The following is a 16,282-nucleotide window of genomic DNA, read 5'->3' on the forward strand; positions in this document are numbered from 1 at the left end:
GTTCGTTATATAAATTCAACTGAAAATATTTACACTGGCACTCCGATGGCAGAATAACCTTCCGATCACTGTTATCCCCAGATTTTTTTGATTCCTTCATTTCAGAAGGAAAAATCCGCTGATAAAGGTGAACGCTTCGCTTCTTCAAGTTATTTCTGCCCTCTCCGTTATCGTGTAAATGTTACGTTGAACTTATGTAATAGATGATAGACACGGGAAGTTCCTTGTATCTTACGTGAGGTATCCTAGCCTCAGCTTAATGACACTTAAAAGACAGCTTAAAAATATTTGTCCAAAATGTGAACATTCTGATCAACACCCACACCCTGCGCTTAAAGCCAACGTAACATAGAGTACAGGAGAATGTGCTCCTGACCAAAAGTCAGAGGGTGAATCGTGTGAAAGTATTATTCACGTTTTATGTTCCGAGCGGTGGCGTGGATACGTTAAATCGACTGCGCACCGCTGTTCTGAAACGCCATGGCATTGAAGCGCACCTATTGTATCTCAACACAGGCTCGGGATTGCAGAACAACAGTGATACGCCCATTTTCACCGCGTCCAGTGACGAGGATATCCATCATATCATTCATACTCATCATTATGATGCCATCATTGCCACTTCAGACATCGCTATGCCCGGCCGCTTGAGAGGACTTGGTTTTACCGGACGAATTATTTTTGAAGCGCAGGGACTTGGAACACGCGATCAGGCTCTGGAAACGATACAGATGGGTGTCCCTTACCTTCAAGCCCATTGTGATGCTGCCGTTATACCTCCCACAGATCACCTGCTAGATATGTTCATTCATATCTGTCCTTGGCTTCATCGGTTTGTTATTCCCAATATGCTGGATACCGACACCTTCGCACCAATCTTGGTGGATACCCCACCCTATCCGGTGCTGGCTTGGGTAGGACGACTTGAACACAATAAAAACTGGCGTGAATATTTAATCATATCGAGTGAAATCGTCAAAAAAAATCCGGAAGCCAGACTATGGTTATTCCACGATCCAACTTTGGCTAATCCAGAAGATGAGGTCATGTTCCGGCACATGCTGGCAGAATACGGGCTTGAGGATCGGATTGGGATCTTCATCAATGTTCCTCATTCTCAGATGCCTGCATATTATTCCATGATTGCCGCTTCAGGGGGCATCATGTTATCCACTTCCCTGCTTGAAGGATTCGGTTATGCCGTCGCTGAAGCCATTAGCTGTGGCTGCCCTGTGCTCAGCACAGATTCAGATGGAGTGCGCTCATTTATCACACATAATAAGACTGGAAAGTTTTATCCAATTGGAGATGTAAAGGCGGCCGTAGCCGAAGCAAGAGACCTCATGAAGAACAAGAAACTGCGGGAATATATTCGCATTCAGGGCAGACAGCATATGAGCTTGTCTTTCTCACCCGATCGATATGCCATTTCTTTCCGTGAAATGATGACAGCACTGCGAATTTTCCATTGAGCATAACAAAAAGGCAGTTCAGCAAGATTCTCTGAACTGCCTTACTCTGTTTTTATTAAAAGTCTTAGTGTCCCATCATCATCGCGGGATCAGGCTTGTCGCCATTTTGAAGTTCTTCTTCCGGCATCGGCTTAGGTTTGCGCAGAATCAGACTGAGCAAACATCCGAACAATGCAATACAAGCGGCCAGGAAGAACGTATCATTGAAACCAGCCACCAAACCATGAACGATAGCGGTCGGCTCTGTACTCGTTGTGTTGTCTGCGATTCTTGAAGTAAGGAAGCCTGTAAGCCCTGCAACCGCAAAGGACACGACCACTTGCTGTGCAGCAGCCGTGAGCGGTGTCACCCGTCCAACCAACTTACGCGGTGCAGCATTTAATACATGCGTATTGAGTGGCATCATGGACAGGCCCATACCCAGACCCATCATGACCAGAGCTGTTATAATCAGGCCAAGACCTGTCTCTGCCGTAATGGAGGACAGAATAAACAATGCTCCCGAGATAATACCGAGACCCACAAAAGCCAGAGGTCGAGCACCGATTTTATCAAACAACCGACCACCGAGCGGCATACCCACTCCGGAAGCCAACGCCTGTGGCAGTAAAATCAATCCTGTTTCCAGTGCAGTGTACCCTTTGATCTGCTGCAAATAAAGCGGGATCAGGATCATGGCACCGAATAGCGCCACTTGTGACACCCATGCGAGAATAATTCCCCGTGAGAAATCAGATGATTTGAATACCCGGAGTTCGAGCAATGGATTTTGATGACGAAGCTCCACAATAATGAACAAAATGAGCGCTACACCACCCACAATGACACCCGTCAAAGTTGTTGCAGACGTCCAGCTCGTTCCGCCCTCACTCACACCGTAAGCGAGCATCGAGAACGCAATTGGCGCCAGAATCATGCCGAGCAGATCCAGTGCAGGTGTGCGTCCACGATCTGTATCGGGCAAAAATTTGATACATAGAATGAAAGCTGCAATACCTATTGGCAAGTTAATCAGGAAGATCCAGTGCCAGCTCAGTGATTCAATAAACCACCCGGACAACACCGGACCCAATGCAGGGGCAAGCAACATCGGAATTCCCAGCATCCCCATGATGGAACCTCTTCGCTCAGGCGGAGCCAGACGAAAGACCATGGCCATACCAATAGGAGCAACCATGCCTCCACCAAGGCCTTGAATGATACGGTAAATGATCAATTGCTCAGGTGATTGAGCGATCGAGCATAACACTGAACCCAAGGTAAACATGGCAATGGTGAATAGGAACACTCTTTTGGCACCAAAACGGTCCGTTAACCAGCCTGCCAGTGGAATAACTGCAGACAAAGCCAAGGTGTAACCCGTAACGGTCCATTGAATGGTCTTCAGGTCGGTCTCGAAATATTGAACCAGATTCGGAATGGCCACGTTCACCACCGTGCTGTCCAATATAACCATGATCATACCGACGATAATAGCCAGGAGTGGCAGTATAATCGTTTTGATTGAAAACTCTGCGGGCTCCTGAGATACTGCTGTTTGTTCTTTCACGTTCTCCACACTCTTTTCCAGCCAGGAGATCGCAGGTTTAGCCATGCGTCTCACTCGGCCTATATTGACGACCAATTTCAAACTATCGTTTTAAATCGTCGTTTTAAACTTTCGTTTAATACTGATCTAATTCTAATGAAAATACCTTTGCTGTCAAGCTATTTTTTCAGATAATTCTCTATGGATGCACCACAAAAAAATGGAACAGGCACCTTCCCTGCTCCACACGTTGGTTAATCATGATTATGCAATGATGTCCATATCAATCTGCAAGCTTCATCATCTGATATTCTGACAGTATGCCCAATGTCTGACCGTGAATACTTCTGCAATATATTCGAATAACCAGATGATTTGGTGAAGAACTGTTGCTGATGATCCTCAGTTCATAAGGCTCGGATGACACATCCAGATTATGAATGACCTGATTACCGCCCGCTCCCCCCGAATTTGACGTTAGGTGAAAAAGGTGTCGGTACAGTTCTCCGTGCATGCTGGCTACACCAACAAATACATCCGTCCCTTCCTCGCCGCCCACATAGGCCAACTCCACATCCATGTACTTGACGGGAACAAATGTCTGTAACAGATTCTCATGAATCTCAAGTAAATATACCGCCACTGTAGATCCCTCCTTCGGAGCACATGAACCTTCCTGTACATAGGATATGCTTCCTCTCGTCCATTGCCATTTGCATTCACCCATTTTCGACCAATTGCACGGAAATGCCCGACCTTCCGGTCCTCTTTTTTCATAGAATAAAAGGATAGAAGCTCGGCCGGTGCAGGCCGTGACAAGGAGGTAGCTATGAAAGTTCTGCTCGTTACGTATTGGGAGCTTACACATATGGGAGGCATATGGACATATGTTAAACAACTGGCCGACAGGTTGATCGCACTTGGTGTAGAGGTTGATATCATGGGCACAAATGGCGCCAATAACGAAGTATATGTTCGTAATCTGAACCGCGCTTTCTCCAAGGATAAGGTGTGGCCCATGCTGCAAGCCAAACTCAATCCGACTGATCTGCCACAATTCACTGCCGATCCTCTTCTCGCTTATTATGAACTGAATAGATATGCCTTCGAGATGGCAGCCGCTTATCTGGGTGTGGACCACTACGACGTTATTCATGCGCAAGATCCAGTAGCTGCCGTAGCCATAAAACGCATCTTGAACCGCAATATCCCACTGGTTACAAGCTATCATGGCGCTCTTGCACGCGAAGCCTTTTACGATGCACAAAATTCCAACCCACAGCTTACTCTCCCTTCATATTTGCAATCCAAGCGTGGACGTTATTTTCTCTCATTGGAAGAGCGAAGTGCAACACAGTCCGAGCTCATTCTCGTGTCAAGCCACTGGATCAAGAGTACGCTTACAGAACTTGCCGTTCCTGAATCAAAGTTCAGACAGATTCCCTATGCCGTAGATCTCCCAGCCTACCGTGCCTCAGCAGCTGTGAAGTTCCGCCAGCGACCACCTGCGGGCAAGAAAGTCATTGCCTTTACCGGACGACTTGAATACATCAAGGGCGTTCATGTGTTAATCAAGGCCTTAGCCAGTCTGAAAAATAAACGTTCCGATTGGGTCTGCTGGATCGCAGGAGAAGGCAATCTAACCGATGAATTGCGGTCACAGGCCGCTTCAACGGGTATTGGAGCCGATGTTGTGTTCTGGGGCAAGCTGGACAATATTCCTTCCTTCCTGCGCCATGCAGATATCTATGTCCAGCCCAGCCTGCAGGACACCCAGCCGTTCTCCGTTACCGAAGCGCAACTGGCGGGTGTACCTGTTATCGTCAGTGGTACAGCCGGCATGCCTGAAATGGTTGAACCTGGACGTACGGGATGGGTTGTTCCTCCGCAGGATGTCGACTCACTCCGTGAACTGTTGGATGCACTACTTGAGGATAATCTTACCCGGAGAACAGTGGGTGCGGCGGCGAAAGCCTGGGCTGAACAACATCGTTCACTGGAAGTGATGGGATTGCGTACATTTCAAGTCTACCAAGAAGCCATCTACAGAGGAGGACATACGATATGACGTTACTTGTACCGAGTGATCTGTACAATCGCTGGTTTTCGACTCCAGTTTCCACACCTCACATCGACGTGGATTACGCTGTAATGAACGAATTGATGAAGAAGCTGCCTAAAGGATATGTATTTCCCGATCCTGCATCCATGGCGATCATGAATTCAAAAGATTGAGTTGTCCAATGATATGCCGTCTTTATATAACATGCCGAAATATCAAACAAGGGGTGTCCCATCTGTCATATGAATGACTGAGGACACCCCTTGTTCGCTTCAAATGTGTTCTAACGGACCGAGAACACGCTATTACAGATCTCTCTAATCTGTCGCCAACTTGGAATACATATTCAGATCACTGAACGTTTCGCCTACCCTCTCGTATGCTCTGAGGGTGCCTTCGCATGTGAAATTGAGCTTTTGTAATAGCTTGATCGAATTCACATTACCGGGATCAACCTTTGCTTCGATTCGATTCAGCTTCATAGTCGAGAATGCATGAGCTAATAAAGAAGAGATCGCTTCCGCAGCATATCCTTTCCCCCAGTGTGATCTGGCAATGTCATACCCGATTTCTGCTTTAAGATTGTCAAAATCCAGTGAATTATAACCACATGAACCTATGATTTCGTTGGACTCTTGCGCAAGGATAGAGAACCGAATGGCCTTATTTTCCTGAGAAAGATCATCCAGAAGATTAATCATGGCTATAGCTTGATTTTCATCCGTAAAATGAGTGATATTCATAAATCTAGTTACATCTGGATCAGACCAAATCTTAAACAAACTGGCCGAATCCGCTACGTCCATTTTTCGCAAATATAACCGTTCTGTGTGTAACTCTGTAATCAATACTCTTACCTCCATTAGTTTATTAATAGTTGGGTTTAAGATATTGATATCTGCGCATAGTCCAGTCCCTTCCGTGTATGAATCATTTCATTATACAGAGACTTCAGCAATCGTTCACCCTTTCTGTACACGAATCTGTCCATAGAGCAAAAAAGGAGCTTACCACTTATAACACTTAAAAAGTGTTTCATAAGGGTGCTCTCCTGTCCATTTAACATCTATTCCAATCAGCCATTTTTACCAAAAACATTTACTTCCAGTACCCGCCAACCTGAAGCAAATTGAGCAAAATAGGTCTATGCTTCTCTTGAACTTTTTCCATCTCGGCAACCAGTGCCTTGAAATGGCGTTTGGTCCCCATTGACTCATGCAATCGGTAACACATCAGAGGTTCATTGTAGTAGAACAGCTCATACATCGGAAACAGCCTCATCCACATTTCATAGTCATGGGTGTAGCGAAAATCAGTGTCGAACAGTCCAAACCGCTCAAATGCTTCCATCTCTAACATGACAGTACAGCCGTTGATCGGACAACCTTCCAGCAGTACCTGCAACATCTCCAGACGACTTCCCACTTCCGGCTGCACCGTATCCAACCATTCACTCTTCTCATTCACATAATGGTAGGCACCATGGCAGAATGAAGCCTTGACCTCACGCATAAACTTCAGTTGTTTCTCCACCCGATCCAGCAGCATCACATCATCTGAGCTGAGCCAGACAAAGTAATCCCCTGTTGCATGTTTGATGCCCTCATTTAATGCGGTCGCGGTTCCACCGTTTTCTTTGTGAATATAGCGGATAGAATCCATGAATGGCTCTAGCCGCTCCACATGCTCGGTTGACCCATCATCCACTACGATGACCTCGATATGCGGATACGTCTGGTGAATGGCACTGTAAACAGCCTGCTCGATGTACGCACAATTATAAAAAGGAATGACGATCGATACTTTTGGCTCCATTCGGGTCTTCCCCTCCTCTTACTGTCTTAGGTAAAATGCTGCGCAAAGAGGGCGTTAATCAGCCATCTTTTGGCTTTCATAACTGCCCTCCCTACGCTACCCGCCAAGCGTCGCTATTCGCTGCAACAGCGGTTCCCGATATCTGGACCATACCATGGATGCCTCTTTGCCAATGACATCCGCATGACGTACCGATCCCATTCCCCCATGCCACCGATAGGCAGTAAGCGGTTCGTTCAGGTATGGGAACCGATGACCATTCAGTATAATCCGCATCCAGAGATCCAGATCATGTGTGTAGGGCAGAAGTTCATCGAACAGCCCTACTCCGCTGAACAGATCCTTGCGAATCATGACCGTGCAGCCATTGACCGGATTGCCGTGGACAAACCGCCGCAGTAAGTCCAGATCCGACATCGGTTCAGGTCCACCATGCATTTTGGTAACGGCCGAATGCTCGTTGATATAGTGAAAGTTCGTATGAGAGACAAGCACATGCTCACGCTGCATAAACTCCAACTGATAACGAATTTTATCGGGATAAAGGACATCGTCTGAACTAAGCCAGGCTACATAATCACCAGAGGCATGACGGATACCATGATTAAGTGCCGAAGCTGTCCCGCCATTGCTTTTCCCAAGCACATGAATATAAGGAAGATAAGGCTGGAGCAGCTCTGCATGCCGGGTGGAACCGTCATTCACGACAACGATCTCCACATCGGAATACGTCTGGTTCAGCGCACTCTGAATTGCTTGAGGCACATAAGGGCAGTTGTAGAATGGAATGACAATGGATACTCTCGGATTCAACTTGTCGTCCTCCCTTGCTGGGCACGAACATCACTCAGGATATCCTGAAGTGATGTGGCAAATGGAATCATCGGCTGCCAGCCAAGCTTGCGCAGCAGTGATAATTCCTCCTGTTTCCCCGAACCGTCCGGACCAGATGATGCCCCATCCCAGCGAACAGGGACTTCCGCTTCTGTCATGGACAAGAGCAGATCTGCAATTTCACCTAGACTGCGCTCGACGCCAGACACCACCGGGTATACTGTACCGCTGGACCCCTGTATCAGGAGGGTTGCATACGCTCTGACTGCATCCCGCACATCGAGAAAGTCACGGGTATTGTCCCGTCCGGACAGACGGAATGCCTCCGTTTTGCCCGTCTGCTCACAGGCAACAACATGGCGTGCAAGCAGTGAACAGATGCCTGTGGAAGGACCCGCACCAATCAGATTGCCTGGCTCCGCCAGCATGATCTGTTGTCCGAAGAGCGACATCCACGACAAGGACACCATCTCTTCCAGCGCTTTACTGAGACTGTATGGATGCGGAGGCTGGGGAATCCGGCCAGGTTCCGGCGTATATTTTAACCTTGATCCTACAATAACGGTTCGTGCTGTCGGACAACTGCGAAGCGCATCCAGCAGATACAGCACGGCCATCACATTGGTCTCCAGGACCAGTAGCGGATCAGACCACGAATCAGGCACTGAATTTTTGCCAGCGAGATGCAGCACATAGTCGGGTTGCACCTCACCGATCAGATGACGCACTTGCTGTTTATCGTTCAGATCACAGACATGGACTTGTGCACCTTTACCAAATGAATACACATCCGGCCTCCGGACTACCGCCGCAACCACTGCACCAACTTCCCGAAAATAAGATACGGCATGTCGCCCGGTAAAACCGGAGGCGCCTGTAATTAGCACTTTCTTGCCTCTCAGCTCTGCTCCATCCATAATGCCAACTCCTTCAGCATTGTAGAATAATCCGGCAGGTCTGTCTTCACATCCTCGCGAGTGGACACCAGCGTACGGTCTTGCACTACACTGTCATCACGCACAATCGTCACATCCTGCTTATCCCAGGTCTGCTTGAACAATACAAGCAGGTCATGCTTGCTGACAGGTGCCGGATGAGCTAGGTGGATCAGACCACTAACCGAGGAGGCCAGGTAATGGTCTACCCATTTGGCCAGCTCAAGTGTGGTCACACCGTTCCAGAATACGCGGGTATACCCCCCGACTTCACCTGTGCTGGACATAAACCATTGCATCAGACCAATGCCGCCCTGCCGAATCTCGGGTCCAATGATGGATGTACGGATCGTCAGATGACCTTCATCCTGAACTTCGCCAAGTGCTTTGGTGATGGCGTAAGCTGAAGTCCCATCCGTAACATCATCTTCCCGGTATGCTCCCCGTTCCCCGCTGAACACACAGTCCGTGCTGATATGAATCAGGCGTGCACCAATCGTATCAGCAACCCGCCGCAGACGATGTGGCAGGAATCCGTTAATATGATATGCAGTAATTTTGTCCTCATCTGCGAAGTTGTTCAACACACCTACAGCATTAATAATCACATCCGGGTGCACAGCTTCTACCAATCGATCAACCATGAAGCTGTCGTTCACATCCAGGAGCAGACCATTGGGGTCCGTTACATCCCGAGATGTGTAGAAGACGCTGTGTACACCTTGACGGCGGAAATAGTCGACCAAAATATGGCCGGCCATTCCGTTTCCACCAAGTATCAGCAGTTTCATGACAAGAATCCTCCGCGTTTCAGAATTTCACGAATCTCCTCTTTGGTCATGAGTTGGTGTTCAGAACTGAAACTGTTAAAGGAGACCGGGGGACAATTGGTATAATGTTCACGCAGACCCGGTATACCCAGGGTAGGCAGAATAACCAGGTACTGCTCATCGTAGACAACGGTGGTCATGCTCTCGAATTCACTCATCAATATTTCATGGATTTTCTCCCCTGGACGAATGCCTCGTTCCACAATGCTCACATTCTCCACACCGGAATCCTCAATCAGCACTTCCGCGAGATCAACGATTTTGCAGGTAGGCATCGTCATGACAAAGATCTCTCCGCCGACACTTTCCACCGAAGCTTTGAACAGCAAGGTAATTGCATCCTTCAGCGTAAGAAAGAATCGAGTCATACTCATATCCGTGATGGAGACCTGCCCTTTCTGGCGGATCTGATTCTTGAACAGATGTACCACACTGCCGTTTGTTCCCAGTACATTCCCACCCCGTACCGTAACAAACTTGGTATCGCTGTGTAACAAGTTTGCATATACAATTAATTTCTCGCCGATCGCTTTTGTCATGCCATAGAAGTTGGACGGATTGGCAGCCTTGTCAGTCGAGATATAGATTACTTTTTCCACCTTGTTCTCAATAGCGGCCTCAATTACGTTCTGTGTACCAATCACATTGGTTTTGAGTGCTTCGTATGGTTGGTCTTCACACACCGGAACATGCTTGAGCGCAGCCAGATGAAATACATAGTCCACATGCTGGCAAGCCGCCGTCAAAGCGTCCTTGTCACGAATATCTCCAATCCGGAAATGAAGACGTGGGTCTTCAAATTCACGACTCATAGCCACTTGGCTTGACTCGTTCCGGGAATATACAATAATTTCTTTGGGCTGCTGGGGCAGTAGTTGAGCCACAAGTTCATAACCCCATGATCCCGTACCGCCAGTCACGAGTATACGCTTATTTTCAAACATGCATTTTCCCTCCAAGCAGAAATTTAACCACTTTACTGGATACATCTGTGGCTTTGTAACCTTGCGGGCAATCCCAGTCGCTAGACATCTTTGTCATGACTCTCACGCAATCAGCGATGCGCGCGGCATCCAGACCGGAGACTACATTGCTGCCGCAATCGACCGTTTCCGGCCGCTCGGTAGTTCGACGCATCGTTACGGTCGGCACGCCCATAATGCAACACTCCTCCTGCACGGTACCGCTATCCGTAAGTGCACAGCGTGCATGACGTTCAAGCATTACAAAGTCGAAGAATCCAAACGGCTCGTGAAACTCCACCAGCGGGTTCATCTCCAGTTGCAGATGCTCCGCAATCCGGATCGCGGTACGCGGATGAATACTGCAGATCACACGCAACCCGTGTTCCTCTGCGACCTGGTTCAGTCCTTTCATAATCTCCAGCAAATGAGGGGCATGATCCACATTCTCGGCTCGATGCGCAGTAACCAGGAAGTATTGCCCGGACTTCAGCTTGAGCTTTTTGAGTATTTTGCTGGAACTTACTTGCGCGTCGTAGTGCTGCATTACTTCATAGATGGGATTGCCCGTGAGCACGATGCGCCTGCTTGGTACCCCTTCACTGACCAAATGTTTCTTGCTCTGTTCCGTGTAAGGCATATTAACGGTGGAAATGGCATCAATAACCTTACGATTTTTCTCCTCAGGCACATCCAGGTCGAAGCAACGATTACCTGCTTCCATATGAATAACAGGAACACCCATGCGCTCAGCCAATATTGCACATAATGCGCTATTGGTATCACCAAGCAACAGCAATTTATCGGGTTTCTCCTGCAATATCAGATCTTCCATCTGCGTAAACATCGAGGATAACTGTCGTCCCAGAGTGGCCGCTTCATCCTGAAGAACGTAATCCGGTGCGCGCAGGCCCATTTCCTTGAAAAAGAGACCGCTGAGACTTTCCGTGAAGTTCTGTCCCGTATGCACCAGAATATGTTTGGACGCGTACTGGTCCAGCTTGGAGATGATCAGGCTGAGCCGTATGATCTCAGGTCTCGTACCCAGCACCGTCATGATCTTCATCGTAATCCCTGCCTTCATCTTGTATTGGAACCCTTGCGCCCTGCTCGGCTACGTCCCGCTTTGGCAGATTTGCGTCTGCGACTAGCCGATTTCCCCATATGCGGACGTGGTCCCTTCGTTGTACGAGTTTTCCTCTTACGTCTGCCAGTTCCGGAAGCACGCTTCAGCCCCTCACGGTCTCGGCGAGAATGAGGTGCAAGTGGCTTGCGACGACGTTTCCGCGTTTTGCCCCTCTGTTGAACCGGCTTTGCAGCCGGGCCAGTACCTGAGGCAACAGGAGCATCGTGCCCCAATGCGATTGGAGGTAATGAGGAATGTGGTAACGCCTGTATGACGGTCAGTGGGAATAATAGTGCTCGAACCGTAGTCGGCTCCAGGACCAGTACAGTGCGTAGTCCTCCCTCCCCATGGGTATACACAGGTCCATTCGGAGGTTGGATATAAGCAAACCATCCGGGAAAACGCAATAACCACTGTGTCACCATCGTATGCAGTTTCGTTCGGTAGGTTTCAACGCCGTAGAGCCTTTCCGCTTCTGTCCGATTACGCCACCCCGTATTTGAGGCCAGCTCTGCATCATTCAGCAAGGTTGTTGCCAAAGTGACAAGCGCTTCGGTATCACCCGGCGGGGCCAAAAATGCATCACTGCCTACGGATTCCATTAATTCCTTCAGTCCACCCTGAGCGAAAGCGATGACCGGTTTGGCAAAATAGAGCCCCTCCAGTGCGGTCATGCCAAATCCTTCTTTGACCATGCTTGGGATGACCAGGATATCCATCGCGGTATATGCCAGAGATACGTTCTCTTCAAATGTGGTGAAGGTAAACCGGCGTGAATACCCGGATTTTTTCACCCGTGATACACACTCGTCGTAGTACTTTTTATCCGATGCTGCCCCGATGATCCAGAAGCGACAGCGCGAATGTGTTTCACAGATTCTCAAAGCCATATCCACAAAAGGTTTCAACCCTTTGGCATCATATATAAATGAAGAAATATAACCGATACAGGTCTGCGATGATTTGAAACCGAGCTCTTTACGCTTGCGTTCGCGCAGATGAACCCAGCGGTCCGGTGCTGGTAGCGCGGGTTCCCAAGTTGGGGATATGATGGTCACTTTGTCACCCATGCCGGCTTCTTGGAATGGGGCTACCGCTGTCTCGGATATACCGATAATCCAATCCGCGTAACGGCCAATCATCTGGATTGCCTCGGTTGTATGTTCATTCGTATGAATAATCTCGGTAATCTTCCAGATAATCGGAATCTGAAGCGACTTCGCCGCTACTGCCGGCATCACATTGACACAGGTATTCGTTAACACGAGATCGGGAGCAGTCTCTCGTATTAGAGAGACCACTTCCTGATATGCTGGTGTATGGCGAAGCTGCTCTGCATCATCTGCAATGCCCAGGTAAGGTGTGTACACACCGTGAAGCATCGGCAGAGTGCATATTTTGACCTGAATGCCGAATCTCCGCGCAAGCCCCGCAAGCTTCCCCTCCTGAGGGACTACGAGCACACATTCAAAGATCGCACCGATCTCTCTCATAAAATGAAGCAGCAGCTTCTCGGCGCCTGTAATGCTGCGAGTATTGCACACATGTGAAAATAACATCATCTTTGGTTTCGTTGCCATGGCCGCACGGACCCTGTAAACGGGTATCGGATACAGGGTACTGTGCACACCTCCTCCCGGCCAGAATTAAGGGAATATGATGGTTAACATTTCATTAATTCTTTTGCCATACGTGTGGTCTTTCAGTGTACGTTCAAGTCCACGAAGTGCAATCTCACGGCGTTCCTTTTCATGAGTAAGATAATATTCCACTTTGTCGAGTAACTCCTGCGGCGAGGAATATGTCTCAATCTCCACACCCGGTTTGTAGAAACGCGCAATGTCATCCCGGGCGTCGGTCAGCTGTAGCGTCGTGGACGCGGCAATTTCAAACGTTCTCGGGTTCGGTGAAGCTGGCGGGATTTTGAGGTGATTATTATTGACGGAATCATCTTCGTGGGATCGATGCAGGTTGATGACAATTTTGGTGCCATTGTACACATCATTGGTCTCCGGCGGACTCATCCAGCGCCCGAGCTCAATCTTCTCTCCATAGGCAGTATAGTCAGGCAGACGGTCCCACCAGATTCCGTTAAATACCGTATTGTGTGACATCAACTGAGGCATGATTGGATTGAAGAAGTATACCCGGTTCCAATAGGCCGAGCCGATAAAGCTGACATCCCGTTTTAACGGGGAAGGTGTTGTAATCGGAAAGTAATGATTAGTGAATGCGGCAAAAGGGAGGTAGTGAACTGACGCGCAGCCGATTTGTCGATATAGATCAATACAGTTCAGTTCTAACGTGAAGACATGGTCAAAATGTGTCACAATATCCAGCGTCATATCTGTATAATACGGGTCATCCGTGAGCCAGATCGCCGTCTGAATGCCCGCTTGGCGAATCGCATCGATATGCTCGATGGGGATATCCATTCCATCCAGCACAAGCACAAGATCAGGACGCGTCTGCAGCGCAATTTCAGAAACCGGTTGACGCGGATCAGAGAGGGTTACTTGAGCTACCATACCCTGTAGCGTGGCCATAATGGCCTCATCCAACGGGGAGTAAGGGAAGCCTTTACCCGAGGATACATACAGCACGTGAAGCTGTCGGAAAGGCAACGGTTCCTGTGCACAATTCACAATATAGTTGGCGCGACCGCGCAGATATCCTTCTTCCTTACCTGCGTCATATCCGGCATGTTGCCCATTTTTGCGTGCTTGATCAGCCAGGCTCAGTACGGGTGCATGAACCTTTTTGGTTTTACGGTGTTTGAGAGACATACCGCCACTCCTTTATTTTTTGGGATAGGGTTCTTGTTAATGCTGCACTTCAGACTGGGATTACAAATGTTCCAGCAACTGACCGATCCGGCGAGTGAATGTATGCTGGTTCATCGTGGTGAGAAGTCCACGCCACGCCATCGCCTGTCGTTCTTCTTCATGCTTCAGATAATAGTGGATCTTGCGCTGAAGTTCTGCTGCGTTGGTGAACGTCTCGATGTCATATCCCGGCTTATAATAACGGGGTAAATCTGCACGTGCATCCGTAATCTGCATTGTGCCACATGCGCTAATCTCATACGTGCGTGGATTAATCGAGTGACCTTCAAGATGATGTGTGTTGCGATTGTCTTCCCCATTCTCGCAAGTCCGGTGAATGTTAATGACAATCTTGGCGCCATTGTAATAATCCACTGTCTCTCCAGGAGCAATCCATCCTTCGTGGATGAAACGGCCTAGTACATCAAAGCGTGCCAACCGATTCCACTGGCTACCCGCAATGAATACCTTTTTGTCCGCAAGAAAAGGGGCCAGCTCATCAAACAAGGCAATCCGGTTCCAGAATCCGGTACCGATAAAACAAATGTCATGCTGATGCTGCGGTGCCGCGCGCCGCGGTTGAAACATGCCTGGATTCACCGCGAGTGGCATATAGATGACCTGGTTCGCTCCATGTGCCAGATAGAAGGGCACCGCGGCCTCTTCATGCGTGAACACGACATCATAGTGCTGGCAAAGGGACGTTGTATCTTCGGTGAAATACGGATCATCCACAAACCACACGGCAGTTCGGATACCGAGTGCACGTATGCCATTCACCTGCTCCACATGATCTGCGGGAAATACATGCAGACCATTCATGACGAGCACAACATCGGGCCGATGCTGACTGGCTTCCTGCAACATCGCTGCTGGCGATCCAACAACGCATTCACGTACAGATTGCTGCAGAGCCAAGGTGACACCTTCATCGATGGCATCGAATCCTTGCGGGATATATAACACTTTCATGTCCCGCAGGGTCGGTTCAAACATCTGCACCCGCTCCATCATGGCCTGACAGCCGCCGAATCTGCGGCCTTCTGCATATCCGCCGCGGTAAGCCGTTTCCGCTTCGGTCAGCGGACGGTGCTTTCGTTTTGCCACATTCTTCACCCTGTCTTCCTTCAGGAGATCTCACTTCCAGACTCTCCCCGAGATTGGTCTTCCCTCTAAAGGATATGCCTCGGGGTCAGATGCATCATGGACGGGTGTCCTGCAAGGCGCAAAATTGGCGCTTGCCCTCCACATCCGCCTGTACGGGCATGTCCGCTTTTGCGGCGATGCAAATAGCCCGGAGGGATCTGCCCCCCTGGCTATTTGTTAGAGGATGTTCAAAAAGTCCGCTTTTGATTACGAAGGATGCCTATCGGCATCACCAGCATCGAATATGAAATTCAGCCGAAATGTCCGTTGCTCACGTAGTCTTCTCTACGCTCCGCTACTCCATTTCAGCTTCATCCCATCTTCTCGGTACTGAAAACCGGTCTTTTTGAACCGGCACTATAAGACAGATATCATTCCATGCAGAAATAATCCTGTCTACTCGGTTACTGTGCTTTGTACGCCAGCTGATGTCCGTCCTCGAATCCCTTGGCGAAACCCGCGTTGAATCCCTCGTTGTACGCCTCGTTGTATCCCTGGCTGTAAGCACCGTCCGGGTTCGGATCGGTAGGGGTAGCCGGGACGACTGGTTGTACGGCCTTTGGACTCCGGTGCCGCCGTACCGCACGTTTCTTTTTTTTGAGCCACGCACTGCGTCCTTTAAGTGGGCGTTTGTGAAGAACACGTTTGGCTCTGAGCGCACGCAGCTTGCGAATTTTGCGCAGACGGGCTCCACGGATTAACAAAGCTCTTTTGGTTCTCAGTCTTATTTTCTTCTTCTTTAACATG

The 16,282-nt window shown here is 48.9% G+C and carries 16 protein-coding genes; 3 read left to right on the plus strand and 13 right to left on the minus strand.

Translation table 11 applies throughout. The features are described from left to right. Positions 1-389 precede the first annotated feature (389 nt). Complete coding sequence (locus IFU39_RS29490; protein ID WP_308737367.1) at positions 390-1,472, plus strand: glycosyltransferase family 4 protein; 1,083 nt, start codon at positions 390-392, stop codon at positions 1,470-1,472. 64 nt (positions 1,473-1,536) lie between these two features. On the opposite strand, the gene IFU39_RS29495 is transcribed toward IFU39_RS29490, so the two are convergent. Both IFU39_RS29495 and IFU39_RS29500 read right to left on the minus strand, forming a co-directional pair. After that, positions 1,537-3,066 (minus strand): DHA2 family efflux MFS transporter permease subunit, encoded by a 1,530-nt coding sequence (locus IFU39_RS29495; RefSeq protein WP_223199769.1) that lies wholly within the window; start codon positions 3,064-3,066, stop codon positions 1,537-1,539. A gap of 217 nt (positions 3,067-3,283) precedes the next feature. Beyond that, positions 3,284-3,643: a hypothetical protein gene (locus tag IFU39_RS29500; RefSeq protein ID WP_192136280.1), complete on the minus strand. Its 360-nt coding sequence runs from the start codon at positions 3,641-3,643 to the stop codon at positions 3,284-3,286. A 186-nt stretch (positions 3,644-3,829) separates the two neighbouring features. On the opposite strand from IFU39_RS29500, the gene IFU39_RS29505 reads away from it, so the two are divergent. Together IFU39_RS29505 and IFU39_RS29510 are read left to right on the plus strand one after the other, a co-directional pair. Then, positions 3,830-5,068, plus strand: coding sequence for a glycosyltransferase family 4 protein (locus tag IFU39_RS29505; protein ID WP_091020906.1), 1,239 nt, complete (start codon positions 3,830-3,832; stop codon positions 5,066-5,068). Next, positions 5,065-5,235 carry a hypothetical protein gene (locus IFU39_RS29510; protein ID WP_167483784.1) on the plus strand — a complete coding sequence of 57 codons (171 nt, stop codon included), beginning with the start codon at positions 5,065-5,067 and terminating at the stop codon, positions 5,233-5,235. Before IFU39_RS29505 ends, IFU39_RS29510 begins: the two co-directional genes overlap by 4 nt. A 144-nt stretch (positions 5,236-5,379) precedes the next feature. Here the strand turns inward: IFU39_RS29510 and IFU39_RS29515 are convergent, their stop codons facing one another. The 11 genes from IFU39_RS29515 to IFU39_RS29565 form a co-directional block, all read right to left on the minus strand. Continuing rightward, complete coding sequence (locus IFU39_RS29515) at positions 5,380-5,910, minus strand: GNAT family N-acetyltransferase (protein ID WP_105601191.1); 531 nt, start codon at positions 5,908-5,910, stop codon at positions 5,380-5,382. 250 nt (positions 5,911-6,160) lie between these two features. Next, positions 6,161-6,877, minus strand: a complete 717-nt coding sequence (locus IFU39_RS29520; RefSeq protein WP_192136281.1) for a glycosyltransferase — start codon at positions 6,875-6,877, stop codon at positions 6,161-6,163. A gap of 96 nt (positions 6,878-6,973) precedes the next feature. Continuing rightward, positions 6,974-7,690 carry a glycosyltransferase gene (locus IFU39_RS29525; protein ID WP_192136282.1) on the minus strand — a complete coding sequence of 239 codons (717 nt, stop codon included), beginning with the start codon at positions 7,688-7,690 and terminating at the stop codon, positions 6,974-6,976. Next, on the minus strand, positions 7,687-8,628 hold the full coding sequence (locus IFU39_RS29530; RefSeq protein ID WP_192136283.1) for an NAD-dependent epimerase/dehydratase family protein: 942 nt from the start codon (positions 8,626-8,628) through the stop codon (positions 7,687-7,689). Before IFU39_RS29530 ends, IFU39_RS29525 begins: the two co-directional genes overlap by 4 nt. Beyond that, complete coding sequence (locus IFU39_RS29535) at positions 8,610-9,437, minus strand: dTDP-4-dehydrorhamnose reductase family protein (protein ID WP_036605842.1); 828 nt, start codon at positions 9,435-9,437, stop codon at positions 8,610-8,612. The genes IFU39_RS29530 and IFU39_RS29535 overlap by 19 nt, the downstream gene beginning before the upstream one ends. Continuing rightward, the gene (locus IFU39_RS29540) at positions 9,434-10,420 is read right to left on the minus strand and encodes a polysaccharide biosynthesis protein (RefSeq protein WP_017692517.1); all 987 of its coding nucleotides are present in this window, start codon (positions 10,418-10,420) and stop codon (positions 9,434-9,436) included. Before IFU39_RS29540 ends, IFU39_RS29535 begins: the two co-directional genes overlap by 4 nt. After that, on the minus strand, positions 10,413-11,504 hold the full coding sequence (wecB, locus tag IFU39_RS29545; protein WP_105601373.1) for a non-hydrolyzing UDP-N-acetylglucosamine 2-epimerase: 1,092 nt from the start codon (positions 11,502-11,504) through the stop codon (positions 10,413-10,415). Before wecB ends, IFU39_RS29540 begins: the two co-directional genes overlap by 8 nt. 14 nt (positions 11,505-11,518) lie before the next feature. Further along, positions 11,519-13,144: a glycosyltransferase gene (locus IFU39_RS29550; protein WP_143786602.1), complete on the minus strand. Its 1,626-nt coding sequence runs from the start codon at positions 13,142-13,144 to the stop codon at positions 11,519-11,521. Positions 13,145-13,210: 66 nt separating this feature from the next. After that, a complete protein-coding gene (locus IFU39_RS29555) occupies positions 13,211-14,350 on the minus strand; it encodes a CgeB family protein (protein ID WP_091020900.1) in 1,140 nt (379 codons plus the stop codon). A 60-nt stretch (positions 14,351-14,410) separates the two neighbouring features. Next, positions 14,411-15,505: a CgeB family protein gene (locus tag IFU39_RS29560; protein ID WP_091020899.1), complete on the minus strand. Its 1,095-nt coding sequence runs from the start codon at positions 15,503-15,505 to the stop codon at positions 14,411-14,413. 434 nt (positions 15,506-15,939) lie between these two features. After that, on the minus strand, positions 15,940-16,281 hold the full coding sequence (locus IFU39_RS29565; RefSeq protein ID WP_091020898.1) for a hypothetical protein: 342 nt from the start codon (positions 16,279-16,281) through the stop codon (positions 15,940-15,942). Position 16,282: the final 1 nt, after the last annotated feature.

This window comes from Paenibacillus sp. CFBP 13594 (genome assembly GCF_014842675.1).
GTDB lineage: Bacteria > Bacillota > Bacilli > Paenibacillales > Paenibacillaceae > Paenibacillus > Paenibacillus amylolyticus_B.